Here is a 20,225-nt window from a genome sequence, read left to right as displayed (position 1 = left end):
GTCCGGCCATCGGAGCTACCAGCCGGTAGGTCCGGATCCGCCGGCAACACGGACGCGCCGCCGAGCCTCGGCCTTCCTGCCCGACCGTGCTCTCCCCCGCCCGGTCGCCCCGGTCGCCGCGCCCAGGGGGCGGACGGCGACAGGCGCAGCCCCTCGGTCGCTCTGCTCGGACAGCAGAGAGCCGGTGGGGCCGCGCCCGCGCGTCAGTGTGCTTCCCGGCGGGGCCGGGGCGACGGCTCTGTCAGGAGTGCCGCCAGGTGACGGGGAACGCGTCGCTCTTGAGCGTGCCGGTGGTGGCCAGCGTCGTCGTCCTCCGGGTGACGGTGGACGAGTGGGTGGCGTAGTCGCCGATCGGCCGGCCGTCGACGGTGACGCCGGTGAACTGCAGCGGGCCGAACTTCGCCAGGGTCGGCACGGAGCCCGAGCCGATGGGTTCGATGATGGCCTCGGCGTTGACGGAGGTCGCGGTGGCGAGGTACTTCCGGAAGGACTTCGTCCAGCCCTGGGTGGTGTCGCTCAGGGTCAGCGTGTACCAGTGCCCGCCTTCGTCGGTGACGGTGCCGGTCATGGAGTCGCCGGCCTGGACGGGTTCGGCGAAGTAGATGCTGTCCTGCGGGTACATCTCGACCCAGGTGTTGTACTGTGCCCGGCCGGTCGTGCAGTCGAGGTCGACGCCGATCTGCTCGACGGTGTCGCTGTCCCACCCGTCCAACCCGACCCAGGGGGAGGCGATTCCGCGGTTGTTGGTGCAGTCGAGCGCGGGGATGTTCCAGGTGCCCGATATCGTCGTGAACGTGGAGCCGTAGGTGATGTAGCCACCCCAGATGTTGTCCGCGTGCCGGCGGGTGTGGTCGCTGCGATGGCTCGCCGTGGCGGCGGCCGGGGTTGCCGCGCTCAGGGCGGTTGCGAGGCCGACGGCCGTGGTGACGAGCAGTGCGAGTGTGCGGGTGTGGGGGCGGGCGGTCATGGGGTCCTCTCCGAAGTGGCGGACGGGGTGCCGGACGCGGGTCGGGCGCCGCCCCCGGGCGGGGCCGGGGGCGGCGTGGACGGTCGGCGGTCAGCCGTCGATGCGGTGCTGGCTCCAGAAGGAGGTCAGGTCGACGGTGGTGGCGGCCTGGGCCGCGGCCTTGAACTCCGCGGTGGTGGACACGCCGTACCAGTGCGCCTGCGCGTAGTTCCGCAGCAGCGTGGTCATCGCGGTGTCGCCGATCGTCCGGCGCAGGTCGTGCAGGGCGCACTTGCCGTAGCCGTAGACGACCGTGGAGTAGCGGGAGGAGTTGGCGTCCCAGTACGCCATCGAGTTGGTGATCTTCTCCGCCGACGAGGCCCAGGAGACGCTGTTCCAGCAGCCGTTGCCGGTCTTGCCGAGGGCGAGGTCGGTGGCGTAGTCGGTGAACGCCTCGTCCAGCCAGGGGCTGTTGTACTCGTCGTCGCCGACGATGCCGTACCACCACTGGTGGCCGATCTCGTGGGTCAGCGCCGTGGTGCTGACCAGGTCGAGGACGAAGCCCGGGTACTCCATCCCGCCGAACCAGAAGTTGTTGTCGATCACCGCGTCCAACTCGCCGTACGGGTAGGCGCCGAAGCGCTGGGCGTGGGCGTCGACCGCCGAGGTCGCGGTGGAGAGCATCGACTTGGCGTCGGCCGCGCTGATCCCCGCCACCGAGTAGACGTTGACCTTCACCCCGGCCGCCGAGGTGCCGGAGATCCGGGTGAACGGCCCGGCGCCCCAGGCGAAGTCGCGCACCTTGCTCGCGGTCGCCTTGGTGACGGTCCGGCCGGCCGCGCCCGGGGTGTCCACCGAGGTGCCGGTCGCGGGCACCAGCAGGCCGGACGGGTGGTCCAGCGTGACGGTGAAGTCCGAGGCCACCGAGTAGAAGGACTCGCCGTTGTTGGTGTACGGGTCGAGGTGCCAGCCGGCCGCGTCCCGTATCGCCAGGACGGGCAGGGCGTTGCCGATGAAGTTGAACGCGCCGTCACGGCCGAAGCGGTCCGCGCCGCTCGGCACGGTGATGGCCAGGTCGAAGCCGACGGTGCCGCTCCCGCCCTGCGCGAGCGGCGCCGGCAGGGTGACCTTGAGCGCGGTGCAGTTCACCGAGAGCGGGGCGGGCGTGCCGCCGGTCACGTTGGTCACCGTGATCGGGGTGCTGGGGCAGCTGCCGTGCCAGTTGTCCCACAGCCGCAGGTACACCTCGTTCAGCGGGGTGGGCGAGGCGTTGGTGAAGGTCACGCTCTCGTGGCCGGTCCAACTGCCGCCGGAGGCGTCGCTGGTGAGGTCGACGGTGTACCCGGGCGCGGCCGGGGTGCGGGTCGGGTCGCCGGGCTGGGGCGGGGTGGTGCCGCCGGAGGCGTCCAGGGTGACGTCGTCCAGCACGAAGCTGGTCTGCAGGCTGGAGTCCTCGACGCCGGTGAAGGCGAGCGTCACGGTCTGGCCGGCGAAGGCGGAGACGTCGACGGTCTTGTGCACGTACCCGGCCTGGGCGTCCAGGTTGGAGTAGGTGGCCAGGGTGGTGGAGCCGAGCTTGACGGTGAGCTTGTCGTAGGCGGTGCTGGCGGTCGTCTCGGCCGTGTCGACGTGCAGCCAGAATCCGAGCGTCGCGGTGCCGCACCCGGTGGGGAGGGCGACGGACTGCGAGAGGGTGTCGGTGTGGGTGGAGCCGTAGCCGTCGAGCCAGGCGTAGGAGCTGCCGGCGTGCGCGCTCTGGCCGCTGTCCGCGGTGATCGCGCCGCTCGGCGCCGTCCACGGCGAACTGCCGGACTCGAAACCGCCGTTGGCCACCACCTGGGCGGGTGTGCAGTCCGCGGCGCTCGCCACATTGGGGGTGGCGAGCGCCGTGAGGCCGGCGGCTGCGAACAGGGCGGCACCGGTCAGGGCATGCAGGAGTCTTCTCATCGGAACCTCTCGTGGGGAGCGGGCCGGGAGCAGCAGCGTGACAGCAAACCCGCACCTTTGAAAGGCTCATGACACCAAGTGGACCGGCGGGACCCCGACGCGGGACCGCACGGGCAGGACCCCGACGCGGGACCGCGCCGCCGCGATCAGCGCGGGTCGACCAGCTCCGGGGCGAAGACCGTGCCGAGCGGCTCCGGACCGATGTACTGCTGGCAGTTGCAGGGCCGCGCCTCGTACTGCAGCGGACGACGGTCGGCGTCCCAGGCGGTCGGGGCCTCGACGTCCTCGTGGCAGCGGCCCTGCTTGTCGTGCTTGGCCAGGTGGTGGGTGCAGCCGCAGACCGGCTCCGGCGGGCGGTTGGACGCCTCCAGCGCGGCATGCCGGCGCTCGTTGGCGGCGAGCAGCTCCATCTTGCGCTCGTGCCGCACCTTCAACGCCTGCCGGGCGTCCTTGACGATCCATCCGCTGCCGTACAGGACGACGGGCAGCACCCACCACATGTTGAGCACCTGGTCCACTGAACACTCCCCCGATCGGGCCGACTCCGGCCGCTGATCATACTGCTGACCAGGGGTAACCGACCCCGGCGGGGACGGCTGGGTCAGCGGATGACCGGGAGCACCGCCTCCGTGCTGCGCCCGCTCGCCGCCTCGATGAAGGCCACCGGGTCGGCGACCTCCACCAGCAGGGCGCGGGTCGCCCGCAGGGCCGCGTCGGCGGGCGGCGGGCCGCCGACGGCCGCGATCAGGTCGAGCAGGTGGACGGTCGCCTCCATCAGCGCCACCTCACCGAGCGCGCCGACCGTCACGCTGCCGAGCAGCGGGTGCGCGACCGTGGTGCCGGGCGGCAGGTCGTCGAGCGCGGCCAGGGCCGCCGGGCCCTCGACCCCGAACCGGGCGAGCAGCTCGGCGGGGCCGGCCGCCACCGCGGTCTGCTTCGCCGCCTCGGCGACCTGCCCGGCGGCGGTGTGCGCGAGACCGCCCGGCCGGTTGTAGGCGCGAAGGATCCCGGCCCCCGTGGTGATCTCGGCCGGCCCGTCGAGGACGGCCGTGCGCAGCCCGGTGAACATCTCCGGCACCGGCGCCACGTGCGCGTACAGGTCCCGGACGGTCCACTCGGGCAGCCGGGTCGCCCGGTCCCAGTCCGCGGCGCCGAGGGCCGCACCGCGTTCCGCCCAGGATCCCCAGGCCTCGGCCAACAGGGCTCGCACCGGATCGTTCTGACTGTCCATCGGCTCTCCTCGGATCGGGCGGTCACGGGACGGCCCCCACGCTACCCACCGCCCGCCGAAAACCGGTTGCCGCCCCCGCCCCGCGGCCGCCACCATCAGCGCATGACCGTCCTCCCCGCCCGCTCGCCGTCCGCGCACCCCGCCGCCCGCCCGGCCGTGCGCCGACAGCAGCCCGGCCTCCCCCGGAGGTCCGACGCCGCACGCGGATGAGGGCCGCCCTGGTCGCGGGGCTGCTCGCCGGGTACGGCGTCGCCGTCCCGGTGGGGGCCGTCGGGGCCCACCTCGTCGCGCTCACCGCGCGGACCTCGCTGCGCACCGGCGCCTGCGCCGCCCTCGGCGTGGCCGCCGCGGACGGACTGTACGCGCTGATCGCGGCGGCCGGCGGCGGCGGGCTGGCGCCCCTGCTGGAACCGGTCGCCGGGCCGCTGCGGATCGGCTCCGCCCTGGTGCTGCTGGCCCTGTCGGCCCGTACGGCCCACGGCGCGCTGCGCCGCCGAGCCGGGGCCGCCGCGGCACCGGAACCGGCGCCACCCTCCCCCGCCCGGGCCTTCCTCACCCTGCTCGGGATCACCCTGCTGAACCCGCTCACCGTGCTCTACTTCGCGGCCCTGGTCCTCGGCGGCGGGGGCCGGGACGCCGCGACCTCCGACACCCTGGCCCGGGCGGTGTTCGTCGCCGCCGCGTTCGCCGCCTCCGCCAGTTGGCAGCTGCTGCTCGCCTCGGGCGGGGCGCTGCTGGGCCGTGCGCTCACCGGGCCCCGCGGGCGACTACTCACCGCACTCGGCTCCACCGCCCTGGTCGCCGTACTGGCCGTTCGGCTGCTGGTCGACTGACCAGCGGAATCGCCGGAACGCCGGACCGGCGGAGCAGTACCCGTTTACGCCTGATTCATCCCTTGTATCCTGGTTCTGTATCCGCTGGGTGACTTCCGCCGATCCGGAGGAGTGCGGACATGGCAGAGCGGGACGGCGCCGAGAAGCGGGGGCGGCTGAGCCGGCCGCAGGTGCTCGACGCCGCGGTGGCGCTGGTCGACCGCGAGGGCCTGACCGCACTGACCATGCGCCGACTGGCGTCCGAGCTGGGTGTCGAGTCGATGGCCCTGTACCGCTACACCCCGGGCAAGGAGGCCCTGCTCGACGGCCTGACCGAGGCCTACTTCACCGAGGTCAACGCCCGGCTGCGGACCGCCGCCGCGAGCGGCCCCCAGCGGCCCGAGCGGCACCAGCCCGAGCGGCGCCGGCCCGAGCCGCACCAACCCGAGTGGCGGCAGGAACTGCGCCGGATCGCCCGGGCGTTCGCCGCCGTCGCACACGCCCACCCCGAGATCCTGCCGCTGGTCGCGACCCGCCCGCTGACCGTCCCGGTGACGCGGCGACCGGCGCCGGTGCTCGAACTGACCGAACACATCCTCGCCGTGCTCGGGCGGGCCGGCTTCGACGACGCGACCGCCCTGACCGTCTACCGCGCCTTCGTCGCCTGGAACCTCGGCTGCCTGCTGGTCGACAAGCGCCAGGTGGTCGACAACCCGGAGGAGCCGGACCCGGCCCTGCGGCTGGGCCTGCACCGGCTGCCCGCCGCCGAGTACCCGCGGCTGCGCGCCCTGATGCCCCGCTTCGCCGACTTCGACGACGACGGCGAGATGCTGCGCGGCCTGGACAGCCTGCTGGACGGGATGCCGCAGCCTCCGCTTGACGCCTTCTACGGCGGCGACGCATCCTGAGGATACGAGGTACACGTCGGACATATCCTCTGAATGACGGCGCCGCGGGGCGAGTCGCCCGAGACCGCTCCGGCCACGTTCCGTCGGCGTCCGGGAAGAAGTCCCCATGTCCGCCGTTCCGAACGAACCCCACCACGACGACATCCTGCGCCTGCGCGTCACCGCCAGGGACCAGGACACCCTGCGCGCGCTGCTGCGCGACACCCGCTCCGACACCGGCGGACGCCCGTACGTCGAGGCGGACGGCCGCATCGGCATCGACGTCTACGCCACGGCCGCCAAGGTCCCGACCCTCGAACGCGAGGGCGTCACGGTGACCCGGATCGGCAACGCCAGCGAGGCCGGGCGCGCCGCCCAGGCCGAGGTCGGCACCGGCGACCGGTTCGCCCCCGCCGACGCCGTCCCGCGCGGCCTGGCCGCCAAGCTCGCCGGCTGACCCGGGAGGCCCGCCATGTCGTACCTGAACATCGCCGAGGTCGAATCCGCCGTGACCAGCCTGGCCACCGCCTACCCCGGCCTCACCGATCTCATCACCCTGCCCGAGCGCTCGATCGAGGGCCGCACCACCCACGCCCTGAAGATCGGCGCACCCGCGCCGATCCCCAAGCGCTGCGTGATCATGATCGGCGGAGTGCACGCCCGCGAATGGGGCAGCTGCGAGGTCCTCGTCCACTTCGCCGCCGACCTGCTGGAGGCCTACCAGAACGGCACCGGCCTCGGCTACGGCGGCTCCGTCTTCACCGCCGACCAGGTGCAGCACCTGCTCCGGCGCCTCGACCTGGTCGTCTACCCGCTGGTCAACCCCGACGGGCGGCACTACAGCCAGACCGTGAAGTCGATGTGGCGCAAGAACCGCAACCCGGCCAACGCCGGCGGCAACCCGGACCCGGACTGCATCGGCGTCGACCTCAACCGCAACTACGACTTCCTCTTCGACTTCGCCACCGCCTTCGACCCGAACGCGAACCCCCAGGTCTCGGCCGACCCGTGCGACGCCATGGTCTACTGCGGGCCGAGCGCATTCTCCGAGCCGGAGACCCGCAACGTCCGCTGGCTGCTGGACCAGCACCCGCGGACCGGGTGGTTCGTCGACGTCCACAGCTACGCGCAGGACATGCTCTACAACTGGGGCGACGACGACAACCAGTCGGTCGACCCGGACATGAACTTCCGCAACCACCAGTTCGACGGCAGGCGCGGCCTGCCCGGCGACCTCGCGTACTCCGAGTACATCCCCAAGGGCGACGAGGACACCGCCCGGCTGCTCGCCGAGGCGTTCTGCCGGGGCGTCTTCGCCGTCCGGGGCGTGCCGTACAAGCCGATGACCGGCTTCCACCTGTACCCGACCAGCGGCACCAGCGACGACTACGTCTACGCCCGCCACTACACCGACCCCGACCGGGGCAAGGTGCTCGGCTTCACGATCGAGTGGGGCAACGACGCGGCCCACTCGCCCAACCCCTTCCACCCGCCGTGGGCGGAGATGGAGAAGATCGTCCTCGACGTGGACGCCGGGCTGGTGCAGTTCTGCCTGGCCGTCACCTGAACACCCCGAGGCTGAACACCCCGAACCACAGTGCCCGACAGCTGGGCGCCCGCCACGGTCGGTCGTGGCGGGCGCCCTGGCGTGTGCGCTCAGGCGGCCCGGTGGAAGAAGAACGGGTCGATGGACGGCGGAACGCGGGTCACACCGTCCGTGCTGAGCAGTTGGCGGGTGGTGAAGTTGGCGTTGCGCAGGTACGTCACGCCGACCGGGAAGTCGGCCCGGTCCGGGGTGTTGTTTCCGGAGAAGATCCCGTAGAAGTCCTTGCCGATCGCGAGCATCCGGATGTAGTCGCCCAGGTACGGCAGGTGCTTCGCCCTCGGAACGTCGCCCGGGGCCTGGTGCAGGACGGTGCGCTCCACGGTCTTGAAGCCGTCCGGGGACAGCTCCAGCACCGTCGACCACTGGCCGTCGGCGAGTTGCTGGTAGACCAGTCCGACCAGCCCGTCGGAGTTGACCGCCAGCGAGGGGCTCTTGGCGTTGACGAGGTTCGGGTGCGCGTCGGCCCAGGTCTGGCCCCGGTCGGCCGAGTGCCGCACGTGCAGCACGTAGTCGGTGGGGAGGCCGCCGGTCGCGTCGCACCAGGCGACCCACACGCTGTTGGAGTTCGTGGGGTCGACCGCGATCGACAGGTCGGCTCCGGTGCGCTCCTGGCCCAGCGTCGCCTCCCGCACCTTGAACTCCAGGGCCCGCCCGCTGACCACCCGCTGGCCGACGGCGCCGTCGGCCGAGTCCCTGAGGTCCTCGAAGGCGTTCTGACCGAAGCCGCCCTTGTCGTCCCTGGTCACCACCACGTCGAGGGTGATGAAGAAGGCGGGCGACGGATCCGACACGTCCTGGTCCTCACGGCTGTAGCTCTCGAAGGCGCCGTAGGCCGTCCCGTCGGGGTGCACGGCGAGCCGGATCGGCGGCCCGTTGCTCTTCGCACCGGGGCGCTGGTCGAGCCGGACGTCGGTGAACCCGCCCGAGCCCGTGCCGGCGTCGGCGGAGACCGTCGCCGTCGCGGAACCGGCCCCCCGGCCGAGGACGTTGTTGCCGACGTACACGACGTCCCGGCCGCCGCCGTCGGCCCCCGCGGGCGCCGTGACCACCCAGGGCTGGTCCGGGTTCAGGTCCGTGGACACGTCCGCCAGGACCTCCATCGACCCGGGCGAGGTGATGTCCTGCGCGCGCAGGATCTCCAGGTCGCCGGTCGTGGCGTTGAGGATGCCCGTGTAGAGCCTGCCGCCCTTCGCGGCGAAGCCGACACTGATGTCGAAGGTGCCGAATCCGCCCGTTTCCCCGGGGACGACGGATTTCAGCACCCAGGTGTCGCCGCCGTCGGTCGAGACGAAGACCGGGGCGAACGGTCCGCCGAGCGGGTCGAGGGTGAAGGCGGTCGCGACCATCTCCCGCGGATTCTCGGGGTTCACCGCGAGGTTGGGCTCGGCGTCCTGGTTCGTGTCACCGCTCTGTGCCTTGGGCACGATGTCGACGACCTTGATGGTGGGCATGTCGGCTCAGCTCCCTTCGCGCAGCACGGCGAGCTTCTGCACCGGCTGGTAGTCGTCGGGGTGGAGCAGCCGGTACGGCGCCTGCTCCGCGAGGTCGCCCGAGGTGTCGTGCAGCAGCCACAGGCCCAGCTGCCCGGGCGCCGGCTTGGGCACGCGGTACCAGCGGACGTCCTCGCTGCGCGGGTAGAGCACGCCGGTCCGTCCGGGGGTGACCGGGCCGGCCTCGACGTGCGAGACGTCGAGCGTGGCGCGCCACCAGAGCGGCGCGTGCTCGGAGTGCGCCGGCAGGCCGAGGTCCTCCAGGCCGACCACGGCGCCGATCACCACCGCGTCCGCCTCGGCGGCGTGTGCGGCGATGTCCTGGTTGCGGATGGTGCGCTGCACCGAGGAGAACGGCAGCTCGTCGGCGGTGGTGGCGGCGAGCGACACGTGCCCCTGGACGGCCTCGGCGGGCAGCCGGGCGACCTCGGTCAGGCCGAGGCCCTCACCGTAGATCAGGCCCCGGGTGAAGAAGGCCCTCGTGTCGCCGACCGCCAACAGGTCGTCGTCGGGGGCCAGTTGAACCGTGACCTCGCTGCCCGCGAGTTGCCGGAAGGCCCGGGGCGCGTGCAGCACCTCGGTCACCTTGACCACGGCGGTCCGTTCGTTGCGGGCATCGGCCGGGAAGGCGGCGAGCGAGGTGCCCCCGACCCGGGTGACGGTGCCCACGAAGCTCAGCGGGGCCTGCCGGACGAGTTCGATCAGCCGCCCGGGGTCGACCCCGGGCGATACGTCAGTCATGACGGTCCTCCGATCCGCTCACCGCGTGGCGCGGACCGAGGAGGGGTGCGCCCGGCGCCACTCGATCCGCGCGCCGAGCAGGCAGGCGGCGGTGACGGCGGCCGCCAGCGCGACCACCAGCCACTCCGCTGCGCCGCTGCCGGCGTCCGGGTCGAGGCCGAGGAGCGTCTCGATCCACTCCGGCCACACCAGGGTGAGCAGGAACAGCAGTCCGGACAGCCCGCCCAGGGCAGTCTCCAGCCAGAAGCGGGGCCGGACCGGACTCGATTGGGGGAAGGGCATCACTGCACCTCCCTTTCTCCGACCGCCCGGGCAGCGCCGACGCAGCGCGCGCCGTCCCCGTGCCGCCGCGCCGTGGCGACGGCACGGACCGGCCGGGCCGGCCCGGGTCGGGGTTGCTCCCGTCGGCACCGCCGGTCGGGGGCGTGGTCGCCGCGGGAGGTGGTCTGCTTCGATCCGCAGCGTCGGGGCTGCGGTGGGAGTGCGCCGGGGAGGGCGCGCGGTGTCACCCTGCGTGCCGGCCCCGGCGCTGTACGCCTACGAGGCACACGTACTACGAGGCACACGTACTTCGTATACGAGTCTGCGCGCGCCCCCGGGGCAGGTCAAGGAGCCGGGGCCACGGCTGCCCGGTCAGATCCGGGCGCCGAGCATCCGCAGCACCAACTCGCCGTAGCGGCGGCCGAGTTCCTCTGGCGTCTCGGTCGAGCGGTCGGTGTACCAGCGGGAGACGTCGATACCCAGCGAGGTGACCGCGCGGGCCGCCGTACGCACCTCGGCGACCTGGAACCCGCCAGCCGCCGCCCCCTCCTCGATCAGTGCGCTGACCTCGCGCTCGATGTCCAGCCGCAGCGCGGCGACCACCGCGTAGGCGTCCTCGGGCAACGCGTGCAGCTCGTAGTTGACCACCCGGCCGACCGTCCGGGCCCGGGCGTGCCAGGCGGTGAACTGCTCGACGAGCCGGCGCATCCGCTCCACCGGACCGCCCTCGCCCGCCACCGCCTCCCGGACCAGGGCCAGCGTGGCGGCGTGCCCGGCCTGGCTGATCTCGGCGAGCAGCGCGGCCTTCGACTGGTAGTGGATGTACAGCGCGGCCGGGCTCATCCCGGCGGCGGTGGCGATGTCCCGGGTGGTGGTGGCATGGAAGCCGCGCTCCGCGAAGGACTCGACGGCCGCCTGGAGCAGCCGGTACGCCGCCTCGGGGCGGGTGTCGGCGCCGGGCAGGGTCGGCCAGAGGTCGGCCATCGGGGTGCTGGTCATGGCGTCATCCTCCCAGAGAACGCGTACCGGAATTAGAACAGGCTTTCCCGCCGGGCCCTGCCGGACTTCCCACCGGCTCCTCCCACCGGCCGCTCGGCGCCTTCGCGGCCTGTTGACAGGTTCTCGCACCGACACCATGCTGAGCAAGCGCTTAGTCAGCGATGGTAGTCGGTTCCCCGCACGAAAGGCAGGACGCTCCGTGGTGCACTCCTTCAAGGGCCGGGTGGCGGTCGTCACCGGATCGAGCCGGGGCATCGGCCTCGGCATCGCGCGCGAGCTGGTCGACCGCGGCGCCAAGGTCTGCCTCACCGCCCGCAACCCCGAGCCGCTGGCCGAGGCCGTCCAGGACCTCGGCGGCCCGGAGAACGCCATCGCCGTCGCGGGCAAGGCCGACGACCCGGCGCACCAGGAGGAGGCGATCGCCCGCACCCTGGAGGCCTTCGGGCGGCTCGACCACCTGGTCAACAACACCGGCATCAACCCGGTCTACGGGCCGGTCCTGGACACCGACGAGGCCGCCGCCGCCAAGATCATCGCCGTCAACGTGCTCGGCCCGCTGGCCTGGACCCGCCGCGCGCACGCCGCGTGGATGGGCGAGCACGGCGGCTCGATCGTCAACATCGCCTCGGTCGCGGGCATCCGCGCCTCCGCCGGCATCGGCATGTACGGCGTCAGCAAGGCCGCGCTGATCCGACTCACCACCGAACTCGGCGCCGAACTGGGCCCGCAGGGCATCCGGGTCAACGCCGTCGCGCCCGCCATCGTCAAGACCAAGTTCGCCGAGGGCCTGTACGAGGGCCGCGAGGAGCGGGTCGCCGCCGCCTACCCGCTCGGCCGCCTCGGCGTGCCCGAGGACGTCGCGGGCGCGGTCGCCTTCCTGCTCTCCCCCGACGCCGGCTGGATCACCGGCCAGACCCTGGTGGTCGACGGCGGGGTCACGCTCGGCGGTGGGATGTGACGGCCGGGGCGTTCGCCGGCCAGGGCGTCGTGGTCACCGGCGCCGGGCGGGGCATCGGGGCCGCACTGGCCCGGGCGTTCGCGGCGGCCGGGGCCCGGGTGGTGGTCAACGACCTGGACGCCGCGGCCGCCCACGCCGTCGCGCAGGACTGCGGCGGCACCGCCCTGCCCGGCGACGCCGCCTCCGCCGAGGGCCTGGCCGCCCTGGTCGGCGGCTCCCGGGAGGCCCTCGGCGAGATCGACCTCTGGTGCGCCAACGCGGGCGTCGCCCCGTCCGGCGGGGCCGACGCACCGGCCTCCGCCTGGGCGAGCGCCTGGGAGGTCAACGTGCTGGCGCACGTACGCGCCGCCGAACTGCTGCTCCCCCGGTGGCTGGAGCGCGGCAAGGGCCGCTTCCTCGCCACCGTCTCCGCCGCCGGGCTGCTCACCAGCCTGGGCTCCGCCCCGTACGCGGTCAGCAAGCACGGCGCGCTCGCCTTCGCCGAATGGCTCTCCGCGACCTACCGGCACCGGGGCGTCCGGGTGCACGCGCTCTGCCCGCAGGGCGTGCGCACCGACATGCTCGCCTCGACCGGCGCCCTCGGCGAGCTGATGCTCGCCCCGACCGCCCTGGAACCCGAGGAGGTCGCCGGCACGACGCTCGCCGCGCTCCAGGAGGAGCGCTTCCTGATCCTCCCGCACCCCGAGGTGGCCGAGTACTACCGCGTGCGGGCCACCGAGCCGGAGCGCTGGATCGGCGGGATGAACCGGCTGCAGCGGCAGCTCGAACAGGGCGGCGCGCTGTGAGGGCCTGGCAGGTCGGCGAGCTCGGCGAGCCGGCCGCGGTGATGCGGCTCGCCGGGGACGTGCCGCGGCCGGTGCCCGGACCGGGGCAGCTGCTGGTCCGGGTGCGGGCCGCCGCCGTCAACTTCCCGGACGCGCTGATGGTGCGCGGGCAGTACCAGGTCCGCCCGCCGCTGCCGTTCACGCCCGGGGTGGAGCTGTGCGGCGAGGTCGCGGACGGGCCGAGGCGGGGCGAGCGGCTGATCGGCAACCCGGTGCTGCCGCACGGCGCCTTCGCCGAGTACGCGCTGCTGGACGCCGGGGCCGCGTTCCCGGCCCCCGGGGCGCTGGACGACGCCGAGGCCGCCGCGCTGCACATCGGCTACCAGACCGCGTGGTTCGCGCTGCACCGCCGGGCCCGGCTGCGGGCCGGCGAGACCCTGCTGGTGCACGCGGCGGCCGGCGGGGTCGGCAGCGCGGCGGTCCGGCTCGGCCGGGCCGCCGGGGCCAGGGTGATCGCGGTGGTCGGCGGCGCGGCCAAGGCGGAGACGGCCCGGGCGCTCGGCGCCGACCTGGTGGTGGACCGGACGGCCGAGGACTTCGTCACCGCCGTGAAGGAGGCCACCGGCGGGCGCGGCGCGGACGTGGTCTTCGACCCGGTCGGCGGCGACGCCTACACCGGCTCCACCCGGTGCGTCGCCTTCGAAGGCCGGATCGTGGTGGTCGGCTTCGCCGCCGGGCAGATCCCGGCACCGGCCCTCAACCACGCCCTGGTGAAGAACTACGCGATCCTCGGCCTGCACTGGGGCCTCTACAACACCCACGACCCGCGCGCCGTCCGGGCCGCGCACGACGAGCTGACCAAGCTCGCCGAGCAGGGCGCGGTGCGGCCGCTGGTGAGCGCCCGGGTGCCGCTCGCCGGTGCCGCGGACGCCGTGCAGCGGGTCGCCGACGGGCTGAGCACCGGCCGGATCGCCGTCCTCGGCGACTGACCGTCACCGGTCCTGCCGCCGCCGGGAAACCGGGTGCGGCAGGACCGTCGCCGCTGCCAGGATGCCGGGATGACACCGTTTTCCGCTGCTCGCGACTCGTTGGAGGGCCTGGCCCTCGGGGACGGATTCGGGGAGCGCTGGTTCCCCCTCTTCCGCTCGCCCCAGGAGGCGTTCGCGCAGATCCGGGCCCGGCGCACGCCGGAGGAGGGGCCCTGGCACTGGACGGACGACACCGCGATGGCGCTGTCCGTGTACGGGATCCTCACCGCCTTCGACGCGGTGCACCAGGAGCGGCTCGCCCAGGCCTTCGGGGCCACGTACCGGGCCGACTCGGGCCGCGGCTACGGGCACGGCATGCACCTGCTGCTGCCCGAACTGGCCGCGCAGCCCGGGAGTTGGCGCACCAGGGCGCACGAGCTGTTCGACGGCCAGGGCAGCCTCGGCAACGGCGCGGCGATGCGGGTGGCCCCGCTGGGCGCCTGGTTCCACGCGGACCTGGACGAGGCGGCGGAGCAGGCGGCGCTGTCCGCCGAGGTCACCCACGCGCACCCGGAGGGCGTCGCCGGGGCGGTGGCCGTCGCCCTGGCGGCGGCCCTCGCCGCGCGCGGCCGCTCCGGGCCCGCGCCCGTCGGCGCGGAACTGCTGGCCGAGGTCGCCGGACGCACCCCGCCCGGGGCGGTCCGGGACGGGCTGCGCCGGGCCGCCGAGCTGCCCGCGGCCACCGAGCCGTGGCGGGCCGCCGACCTGCTCGGCAACGGGCAGCGGATCCGGGCGAGCGACACCGTCCCGTTCGCCCTGTGGTCCGCCGCGCACCACGTGGACAGCCTGACCGACGCCCTGTGGACCACGGCGGAAGGGCTCGGCGACGTGGACACCACCTGCGCCATCACCGGCGGCGTGGTCGCCGCCCGCACCGGCCTCGCCGGCGTGCCGCAGGCCTGGCTGGCCTGCCGGGAGCCGCTGCCCGCCTGGGTCGCGGCGGCCGGAGCCGAGGCCGAAGCGGCGGCCGGAGCCGAAACGGGGGCCGACAGCGCCTGACACCAAGAGTTCGCACCGGGAGGAGCGACGCGGGTGACTGTGGTGACCCCAGTGGCGCCCTGAGCGGAACCCTGGATGCAGCGAACGGATGACGGTTCGTACCGGGCGCGGTAGGACCGGCCGGGCCGACCGGCCGCGTTCCGGGGTCCGTCGCCGGCCGGCCGTTCACCGACCGGCGGCGATGACCTCCAGGGCCGGGCGGGGCTCGCGGCCGAGCAGTGCCGCGAGGTCGCCCGGCCCGCCCGGCCCGGCCAGGAAGCCGTGGGCGATCGCGGAGTAGGTGCCCACCACCATCGGCACCTGGAAGTCCGGGGCGCCCGCGGCCGCCAGCGCGGTCCGGGCCCCGGCCGTCCGGCCGGGCCGGTACTCGGCGCCGAGCGCCTCGGCGACCTCGGCACCGCCCAGCGCCCGCTCCCCCACCAGCTCGTACGTCCGGCCGCCGTGCGCGCCCGGGTCGAGCGCGACCCCGACCGCCACCTCGGCGAGGTCCGCCCTCGCCACCGCCGCCAGCTTCCCGTCGCCGAGCGGCGCGGTGATCACCCCGTCGGGGCCGGGCGCCGCGATCGCGCCCAGGAGTTCGGCGTACAGCCCGTTGCGCAGCACCGTCCAGCGCAGGGACGCCGAGAAGCGCAGCCGCCGTTCGGTCCAGCGGTGGGCGAGGGCGTACGGCAGGTGGTCGCCGTCGCCGGAGAGGCTGGTGTAGACGACGTGCTCGACGCCCGCCCGCTCCGCCGCCTCGATCGCCGCGCCGTGCCGGGCGATCACCACGTCGTCCTCGGCGGCGCCGGCCGAGATCAGCAGCAGGGTCCGGACGCCGTCGAAGGCCGTCGCCAGTGTCTCCGGCCGGTCGAAGTCCACCAGCCGCGCGGGTGTGCCGGCGGGCACCTTCTCGGGGGTGCGCGACCCGGCGACGACGCCCTCCCTCCCGGCGAGACGCGCCAGGACGAGGGCACCGAGACCTCCGTTGACACCGGTGACGAGCAGCATGGGGTTCCTCCTGGGGATGATCGACCGTCGGCGACGTGTCCATCCTCGATAGCCTGGGCGTTCGGCGTAAGGAGGCACATTGATGTCAGCAGGGCACACCGCGGTAACCACCCCCCGCCCGGGGGTCTGGTGCGAGGACGACGTGGACTGCGGGATCCGGGACCTGCTGGGCCGTCTGGGCGACAAGTGGTCGGTCCTCACCATCGTCGAACTCGCCCAGGGCGTACGGCGGTTCCGCGAGCTGCAGCGCGCCCTGCCGGGGATCTCCCAGCGGATGCTGACCCTGACGGTGCGCCGCCTGGAGCGCGACGGCCTGGTCTCGCGGACCGTCCACCCGACCGTCCCGCCGCAGGTCGAGTACGAGTTGACCCCGCTCGGCCACAGCCTGACCCACCTGGTGCGGGCGATGGCGGACTGGTCCTACGGCCATCACGACGCGATCGTCCGTTCCCGTCGCGCGTGGGACGAGGCCAACCCGGGCTCGGAGATCCGTTAGACCCGCATTCGGGCGGCGCCGGCCTCAGCCCGCGACCTCCACGGTGACCTCGTAGGTCCGCTGGTCGGGCGGGCATTCGCGGGCCTCGCCGCAGCTGGTGCGGGTCGCGGTGAGGCGGGCCGTGCCGGGGGCGTGGGCGGTGAAGGTGGTGGTGACGGTGCCGCAGCCGCCGCCGGGGCGGCAGGAGGGGGACGGCGCGGTGGTCGGCGTGCCGGTCGGGGCGACGACGTCGGGGGCGGAGCTGGTCGCGGCGGACCAGTAGGTGCTGTGCAGGGCGAGCGTGACGGTCGTGCCGACCGCGGCCTTCAGGGTGGCGCCGTCGGCGTGTTCGTCGGCCGTGAGCGCCGCCGGGCTCGGGACGGCCGGGGTGGTGGCGGCCGAGCCGGTGCTGCCCTGGCCGCCGGCGGTCGCGGACGGGCTCGTCCCGGTGGAGGCGCAGCCCGTCAGGGTGAGCGCGGCGGCGGCGAGCAGGGCGGCGAGCGCCGGGGCGGCGGGTCTTCTCGGGTTCACGGTGGTTCCTTCTGCCGGTGTGCAAGCGGTGCCGTTTTGACGTGGCAGCCGCCGATTCGGATCCCCCCCCCCGGAGGAAATCGGCTGTGAAAACGAACACCGGGGCGGGCGCTGGGCCCACCCCGGTGCGTTCGATGCGATGAGCGTCAGGAGACGGTCACGTCGTCGTAGTACGTGTAGGTCGGGTCACCCGGGTAGTTGTCGTCGTGGTTGCTCAGGGTGAGGGTGTAGGAGTGGCCCGGGGTGACGGTCGCCGTCTTGTTGGTCCAGGTGCCGGTGGTGGTGCAGGTCTTGGCGAGGACCGTGGCGGTGGTGCCGGTGGTGTTGTCCTTCAGGGTGGCGGTGGCCCAGTCGTAGGTGACGGTGTCGTCACAGGTGTTGCTGTACCAGAAGGACAGCTTGCTGGAGCCGGTCGGCGCGGTGAAGGTCTGGGCGATCGAGGAGTCCCCGGTCGGGCCGGCGGAGCCGACCATGGCGCCGAAGCTGCCGCTGTGGGCGGCGGAGGCCGGGGTGGAGGTGGAACCGGCGGCCGTCCAGCCGGTCAGGTTGCCGGTCTCGAAGGTGCCGTTGGTGACGGCGTTGCCGCCGCCGCCCGTGGTGGACTCGGTCCAGGTGAAGCCGGTGCTGCCGGTGGCGCCGGTGGTGTCGGTCGCGGTGACCGTCACGCTGGAGGTGCCGGCGGCGGTCGGGGTGCCGGAGATCAGGCCGGTCGAGGAGTTGATCGACAGGCCGGCCGGCAGGCCGGTGGCCGAGTAGCTCAGGGTCTGGCCGGTGGCCGAGTCGGTGGCGTTGATCTGCAGGCTCGCCGCGGTGCCGACGGTGCCGGACTGGTTGCCCGGGTTGGTGACGGTGACCGCGTTGCCGTGGGTCAGGATGGCGTGCGAGATCGCGCAGGAGTTGGTGTCGTTGGACCAGCTGGCCTGCTCGGCGTAGCTGCCGAAGGAGCCGAAGGAGACGTTGGCGGCGCCGCCGGTGCTGCCGGGCCGGATCCAGGCGCACTCGTCGGAGTTCTCCTGGCCGTTGTAGCTGCTGCCCGAGACGTGGTTGGTCCAGCCGCCGGCCGGGTTCTGGTCGGACATCATCTCGTGCCACTCGTGGCCGAGGGTCATCGTCCAACCGTCCAGCGTGCCGGGCGAGTTGACGAAGCCGACGCCGCAGTTGGCGCCTGCGTCGATGTTGTACGGCTGGTTGGAGAAGGCGATGTCGCCGTAGGGCGAGGTCGCCGCACCGCCGGTGAGGGTGGTGTCGCCGTTCCAGTCGTGCCAGGCGCAGTACCCGGTGCTGGGGTTCTGGTAGTCGTCCGGGTTGGTGCCGTGCGGCGACAGGACGATGTAGTACGCGTCCCGGTTGGCGGCGGCGGTGGTGTTGCCGAAGTGGCCGGCGGCCTTGATCGCCTCCTGGGCGAGCTGGTTGCCGCTGGCCTGGCTCGGCGAGGCGGCCGCGTTGTCGTACCAGACGCCGGAGAGGACGCCGCCGCTCTGGTACGGGACGAAGTTGGCGTTGGCCGGGCAGCTCACGGCGCCGGTGGCGACGTTGGGGCCGTCGCACCACTGGGTGAGGTCGGCCGACCAGGTCTCGCCGTTGGTGCCGATGCCCTTGAACATCTGCTGGGTGGCACCGGCCGCGCCGGCCGAGTCGCCGGAGAACTTGGCGTTGCCGTTGGCGTCGGTGCTCTGGGTGCCCCACTGGTTGCCGTAGAACACCAGGTAGACCTTGGAGTGCCCGCTCTGCACGCCGATGCCGTCGACGCCGCCGCCGTAGGACAGGGTCTGCTGACCGGTCGCCGCGGCCTGGTTGTGGGCGGCGAGCCACTTCTTGTAGTTCTCGTGCTGGGACATGCCGGGCACCGCGCCGTGCCGGTACGGGTGGCCGTTCTGCGGGCTCCAGGGGTTGAACTCGTTGGTGGTGCTGCCCTGCGAGCTGGAGATGTCCTGCGCGGAGGCCGGACCGGCGCCGGCCAGGCCGGCGACGGCGAGCGCGAGCGACGCTATTCCGGTGAGCGCCGCGTACTTCGCGCGTCCGGTCCTTGGGGAGTGACCCATGGGTGAGGGTGCCTCTCTTCTGCCGATCGCCCGGGGCCGTGAGGGGGCCGTGGGCGATCCCTTTGTGGGGGAAGTCGACGGCTCGTTCCGCCGGGGAGCCCGGTCCGGTCGAATTCATTCGCACACCGGAAATGACTGCCCGTCGGACGATTGCCGCCTGCTGGGCAAGAAGGAAAGCAGGACTGATGAACACCGGTCAACGGAGAAGGGTAAGGAGCGATTAAGAAGGAAGTCGAAGCAGGTCAAGCGTCGTTGATGACATGGAATCAACGCGTGTAGCCATTCAGTGAATACGGCCCGGAATGGCGTTCCCAATTCACTGAACTTCCCGGCGGCGCTGCTCCTCCGAGACCGGGGCGCACCCGCCCCGGGGTTCGTCCAGGAGGTCGCCTCCGAAGCATTTCTGAGGCCCTGTTAGGGTTCGCGGACGTGACGGACAAGGCGACGAAGCAGTACGAGGCGATGCTGGCTCACTTCCGGCGGACCGCCGGGGAGCGGGGCTTCACCGTGGATCCGGCCCAGCAGCCCGCCGTCGAGCGGTTGTCGAGGCTGGCCGGGGAGTTCGCCCGCACCGGGCTGCTCGTTCGCCGCCCGCCGCGCCACGTCTACCTGTGGGGCCCGGTGGGCCGGGGCAAGAGCTGGCTGGTGAACACCTTCCTCGACGGCCTGGCCACTCCGCGGAAGCGGCGGCTGCACTTCCACGACTTCTTCCGCCGCCTGCACGAGGGCGTCGCCCTGCACGCTGCCGACGGGCACCGGGACCCGACCGGCGAGCGGATCGCGGCGGTCGACCGGGCCGTGGACGAGCTGCTCGGCGACTGCCGGGTCCTGGTCTTCGACGAGTTCCACGCCCACGACGCCGGGGACGCGATGCTGGTGGCCCGGCTCTTCCGGACGCTGCTGGACCGGCGGATCACCCTGGTCACCACGTCCAACTACCCGCCCGCCGGCTTGATGCCGAACCCGCTGTACCACCACCTGTTCGAGCCGACGATCCGGCTGATCGAGGAGCGGATGGACGTCGTGGAGATCGCGGGTCCGGTGGACTTCCGCCGGGAGCGGCAGCCGGCCGACGGCACGCCGCGACGCTTCTCGCAGGGCGCGCGGCTGCGGACCGGCGACGAGGAGGGCCTGCGCGCGCTCGGCCTCACCCGGCCGACCGTGAGCGAGGCCGACGAGGTGGTGGTGCACGGCCGCCCACTGCGGGCAGCCGCGGTCCGCGACGCCGAGGCGTGGTTCGGCTTCGCCGAGTTGTGCGAGGGGCTGACCTCGGCGGCCGACCAGCTGGCACTCACCGAACGCTTCCCCACCCTGGTGCTCACCGACGTACCGCCGCTCGCCGACGCCACCCCGGACGGGCGTCGGCGCTTCGCCGACCTGGTGGACGTCTGCTGCGACCGGGACGTCCGACTGGTGCTGATCGGGGCCGACCCGATCGACGAACGGGCCCCCGAGGACCTGCTCAGCGACCTGGACCGGACCGCCAGCCGGCTCGCCCTGCTCGGATCGGCCTGACCGAGC

21 protein-coding genes are annotated in these 20,225 nt (G+C 73.5%); 10 read left to right on the top strand and 11 right to left on the bottom strand.

Annotation, left to right across the window (positions count from 1 at the left end; all coding sequences use genetic code 11):
- Nucleotides 1–241: 241 nt before the first annotated feature.
- From ABTY56_RS09575 to ABTY56_RS09560, 4 genes are all read right to left on the bottom strand, one after another.
- Complete coding sequence (locus ABTY56_RS09575) at nt 242–967, bottom strand: G1 family glutamic endopeptidase (protein ID WP_350627884.1); 726 nt, start codon at nt 965–967, stop codon at nt 242–244.
- A 90-nt stretch (nt 968–1,057) separates the two neighbouring features.
- Nucleotides 1,058–2,893 carry a M1 family aminopeptidase gene (locus ABTY56_RS09570; protein WP_350627883.1) on the bottom strand — a complete coding sequence of 612 codons (1,836 nt, stop codon included), beginning with the start codon at nt 2,891–2,893 and terminating at the stop codon, nt 1,058–1,060.
- A 146-nt stretch (nt 2,894–3,039) separates the two neighbouring features.
- Nucleotides 3,040–3,393 carry a hypothetical protein gene (locus ABTY56_RS09565; protein ID WP_350627931.1) on the bottom strand — a complete coding sequence of 118 codons (354 nt, stop codon included), beginning with the start codon at nt 3,391–3,393 and terminating at the stop codon, nt 3,040–3,042.
- A gap of 101 nt (nt 3,394–3,494) precedes the next feature.
- Nucleotides 3,495–4,124: a maleylpyruvate isomerase N-terminal domain-containing protein gene (locus ABTY56_RS09560; protein WP_350627882.1), complete on the bottom strand. Its 630-nt coding sequence runs from the start codon at nt 4,122–4,124 to the stop codon at nt 3,495–3,497.
- Between the two features lie 206 nt (nt 4,125–4,330).
- Between ABTY56_RS09560 and ABTY56_RS09555 the strand changes: the two genes are divergently transcribed.
- The 4 genes from ABTY56_RS09555 (at nt 4,331) to ABTY56_RS09540 (ending at nt 7,390) form a co-directional block, all read left to right on the top strand.
- The gene (locus ABTY56_RS09555) at nt 4,331–4,957 is read left to right on the top strand and encodes a LysE family transporter (RefSeq protein WP_350627881.1); all 627 of its coding nucleotides are present in this window, start codon (nt 4,331–4,333) and stop codon (nt 4,955–4,957) included.
- Nucleotides 4,958–5,076: 119 nt separating this feature from the next.
- The gene (locus ABTY56_RS09550; RefSeq protein WP_350627880.1) at nt 5,077–5,844 is read left to right on the top strand and encodes a TetR/AcrR family transcriptional regulator; all 768 of its coding nucleotides are present in this window, start codon (nt 5,077–5,079) and stop codon (nt 5,842–5,844) included.
- A gap of 106 nt (nt 5,845–5,950) precedes the next feature.
- On the top strand, nt 5,951–6,280 hold the full coding sequence (locus ABTY56_RS09545) for a hypothetical protein (RefSeq protein ID WP_350627879.1): 330 nt from the start codon (nt 5,951–5,953) through the stop codon (nt 6,278–6,280).
- A gap of 15 nt (nt 6,281–6,295) precedes the next feature.
- A complete protein-coding gene (locus tag ABTY56_RS09540) occupies nt 6,296–7,390 on the top strand; it encodes a M14 family metallopeptidase (protein ID WP_350627878.1) in 1,095 nt (364 codons plus the stop codon).
- An 89-nt stretch (nt 7,391–7,479) separates the two neighbouring features.
- Here ABTY56_RS09540 and ABTY56_RS09535 read toward each other — a convergent pair whose 3' ends face one another.
- From ABTY56_RS09535 to ABTY56_RS09520, 4 genes are all read right to left on the bottom strand, one after another.
- Nucleotides 7,480–8,880 (bottom strand): hypothetical protein, encoded by a 1,401-nt coding sequence (locus ABTY56_RS09535; protein WP_350627877.1) that lies wholly within the window; start codon nt 8,878–8,880, stop codon nt 7,480–7,482.
- Between the two features lie 6 nt (nt 8,881–8,886).
- Nucleotides 8,887–9,660, bottom strand: coding sequence for a hypothetical protein (locus ABTY56_RS09530; RefSeq protein WP_350627876.1), 774 nt, complete (start codon nt 9,658–9,660; stop codon nt 8,887–8,889).
- An 18-nt stretch (nt 9,661–9,678) separates the two neighbouring features.
- Nucleotides 9,679–9,942: an ABC transporter permease gene (locus tag ABTY56_RS09525; protein WP_350627875.1), complete on the bottom strand. Its 264-nt coding sequence runs from the start codon at nt 9,940–9,942 to the stop codon at nt 9,679–9,681.
- A gap of 351 nt (nt 9,943–10,293) precedes the next feature.
- The gene (locus tag ABTY56_RS09520; RefSeq protein ID WP_350627874.1) at nt 10,294–10,920 is read right to left on the bottom strand and encodes a TetR/AcrR family transcriptional regulator; all 627 of its coding nucleotides are present in this window, start codon (nt 10,918–10,920) and stop codon (nt 10,294–10,296) included.
- Between the two features lie 199 nt (nt 10,921–11,119).
- Between ABTY56_RS09520 and ABTY56_RS09515 the strand changes: the two genes are divergently transcribed.
- The 4 genes from ABTY56_RS09515 to ABTY56_RS09500 all read left to right on the top strand — a co-directional run bounded on the left by ABTY56_RS09515 (nt 11,120) and on the right by ABTY56_RS09500 (nt 14,669).
- Nucleotides 11,120–11,878 carry an SDR family oxidoreductase gene (locus tag ABTY56_RS09515; RefSeq protein ID WP_350627873.1) on the top strand — a complete coding sequence of 253 codons (759 nt, stop codon included), beginning with the start codon at nt 11,120–11,122 and terminating at the stop codon, nt 11,876–11,878.
- The gene (locus ABTY56_RS09510; protein WP_350627872.1) at nt 11,875–12,663 is read left to right on the top strand and encodes an SDR family NAD(P)-dependent oxidoreductase; all 789 of its coding nucleotides are present in this window, start codon (nt 11,875–11,877) and stop codon (nt 12,661–12,663) included. The genes ABTY56_RS09515 and ABTY56_RS09510 overlap by 4 nt, the downstream gene beginning before the upstream one ends.
- Entirely contained in the window at nt 12,660–13,631 is a 972-nt protein-coding gene (locus tag ABTY56_RS09505; protein ID WP_350627871.1) for an NADPH:quinone oxidoreductase family protein, read from the top strand. The genes ABTY56_RS09510 and ABTY56_RS09505 overlap by 4 nt, the downstream gene beginning before the upstream one ends.
- A gap of 69 nt (nt 13,632–13,700) precedes the next feature.
- Complete coding sequence (locus tag ABTY56_RS09500; protein WP_350627870.1) at nt 13,701–14,669, top strand: ADP-ribosylglycohydrolase family protein; 969 nt, start codon at nt 13,701–13,703, stop codon at nt 14,667–14,669.
- Nucleotides 14,670–14,834: 165 nt separating this feature from the next.
- Here ABTY56_RS09500 and ABTY56_RS09495 read toward each other — a convergent pair whose 3' ends face one another.
- Nucleotides 14,835–15,656, bottom strand: a complete 822-nt coding sequence (locus tag ABTY56_RS09495; RefSeq protein WP_350627869.1) for an NAD(P)H-binding protein — start codon at nt 15,654–15,656, stop codon at nt 14,835–14,837.
- 82 nt (nt 15,657–15,738) lie between these two features.
- Between ABTY56_RS09495 and ABTY56_RS09490 the strand changes: the two genes are divergently transcribed.
- Nucleotides 15,739–16,152 carry a winged helix-turn-helix transcriptional regulator gene (locus tag ABTY56_RS09490; RefSeq protein WP_350627868.1) on the top strand — a complete coding sequence of 138 codons (414 nt, stop codon included), beginning with the start codon at nt 15,739–15,741 and terminating at the stop codon, nt 16,150–16,152.
- A gap of 24 nt (nt 16,153–16,176) precedes the next feature.
- Here ABTY56_RS09490 and ABTY56_RS09485 read toward each other — a convergent pair whose 3' ends face one another.
- Together ABTY56_RS09485 and ABTY56_RS09480 are read right to left on the bottom strand one after the other, a co-directional pair.
- Nucleotides 16,177–16,662, bottom strand: a complete 486-nt coding sequence (locus ABTY56_RS09485; RefSeq protein WP_350627867.1) for a hypothetical protein — start codon at nt 16,660–16,662, stop codon at nt 16,177–16,179.
- Nucleotides 16,663–16,808: 146 nt separating this feature from the next.
- Nucleotides 16,809–18,704, bottom strand: coding sequence for an Ig domain-containing protein (locus ABTY56_RS09480; RefSeq protein WP_350627866.1), 1,896 nt, complete (start codon nt 18,702–18,704; stop codon nt 16,809–16,811).
- Between the two features lie 429 nt (nt 18,705–19,133).
- On the opposite strand from ABTY56_RS09480, the gene zapE reads away from it, so the two are divergent.
- The gene (gene zapE / locus ABTY56_RS09475) at nt 19,134–20,219 is read left to right on the top strand and encodes a cell division protein ZapE (protein WP_350627865.1); all 1,086 of its coding nucleotides are present in this window, start codon (nt 19,134–19,136) and stop codon (nt 20,217–20,219) included.
- Nucleotides 20,220–20,225 lie beyond the last annotated feature (6 nt).

Origin of the sequence: Kitasatospora sp. NPDC097691, from assembly GCF_040302665.1 — a bacterium.
In the GTDB taxonomy this organism is placed as follows: domain Bacteria; phylum Actinomycetota; class Actinomycetes; order Streptomycetales; family Streptomycetaceae; genus Kitasatospora.
This window is presented reverse-complemented; position numbering and strand designations above follow the sequence as displayed.

Coding starts and splice junctions, on each gene's coding strand:
- ABTY56_RS09555 (WP_350627881.1), top strand. CDS start 4,331: ATGAGGGCCGCCCTGGTCGCGGGGCTGCTCGCCGGGTACGGCGTCGCC.
- ABTY56_RS09495 (WP_350627869.1), bottom strand. CDS start 15,656: ATGCTGCTCGTCACCGGTGTCAACGGAGGTCTCGGTGCCCTCGTCCTG.
- ABTY56_RS09535 (WP_350627877.1), bottom strand. CDS start 8,880: ATGCCCACCATCAAGGTCGTCGACATCGTGCCCAAGGCACAGAGCGGT.
- ABTY56_RS09500 (WP_350627870.1), top strand. CDS start 13,701: ATGACACCGTTTTCCGCTGCTCGCGACTCGTTGGAGGGCCTGGCCCTC.
- ABTY56_RS09560 (WP_350627882.1), bottom strand. CDS start 4,124: ATGGACAGTCAGAACGATCCGGTGCGAGCCCTGTTGGCCGAGGCCTGG.
- ABTY56_RS09525 (WP_350627875.1), bottom strand. CDS start 9,942: ATGCCCTTCCCCCAATCGAGTCCGGTCCGGCCCCGCTTCTGGCTGGAG.
- ABTY56_RS09570 (WP_350627883.1), bottom strand. CDS start 2,893: ATGAGAAGACTCCTGCATGCCCTGACCGGTGCCGCCCTGTTCGCAGCC.
- ABTY56_RS09480 (WP_350627866.1), bottom strand. CDS start 18,704: ATGGGTCACTCCCCAAGGACCGGACGCGCGAAGTACGCGGCGCTCACC.
- ABTY56_RS09565 (WP_350627931.1), bottom strand. CDS start 3,393: ATGTGGTGGGTGCTGCCCGTCGTCCTGTACGGCAGCGGATGGATCGTC.
- ABTY56_RS09550 (WP_350627880.1), top strand. CDS start 5,077: ATGGCAGAGCGGGACGGCGCCGAGAAGCGGGGGCGGCTGAGCCGGCCG.
- ABTY56_RS09540 (WP_350627878.1), top strand. CDS start 6,296: ATGTCGTACCTGAACATCGCCGAGGTCGAATCCGCCGTGACCAGCCTG.
- ABTY56_RS09530 (WP_350627876.1), bottom strand. CDS start 9,660: ATGACTGACGTATCGCCCGGGGTCGACCCCGGGCGGCTGATCGAACTC.
- ABTY56_RS09490 (WP_350627868.1), top strand. CDS start 15,739: ATGTCAGCAGGGCACACCGCGGTAACCACCCCCCGCCCGGGGGTCTGG.
- ABTY56_RS09575 (WP_350627884.1), bottom strand. CDS start 967: ATGACCGCCCGCCCCCACACCCGCACACTCGCACTGCTCGTCACCACG.
- ABTY56_RS09545 (WP_350627879.1), top strand. CDS start 5,951: ATGTCCGCCGTTCCGAACGAACCCCACCACGACGACATCCTGCGCCTG.
- ABTY56_RS09520 (WP_350627874.1), bottom strand. CDS start 10,920: ATGACCAGCACCCCGATGGCCGACCTCTGGCCGACCCTGCCCGGCGCC.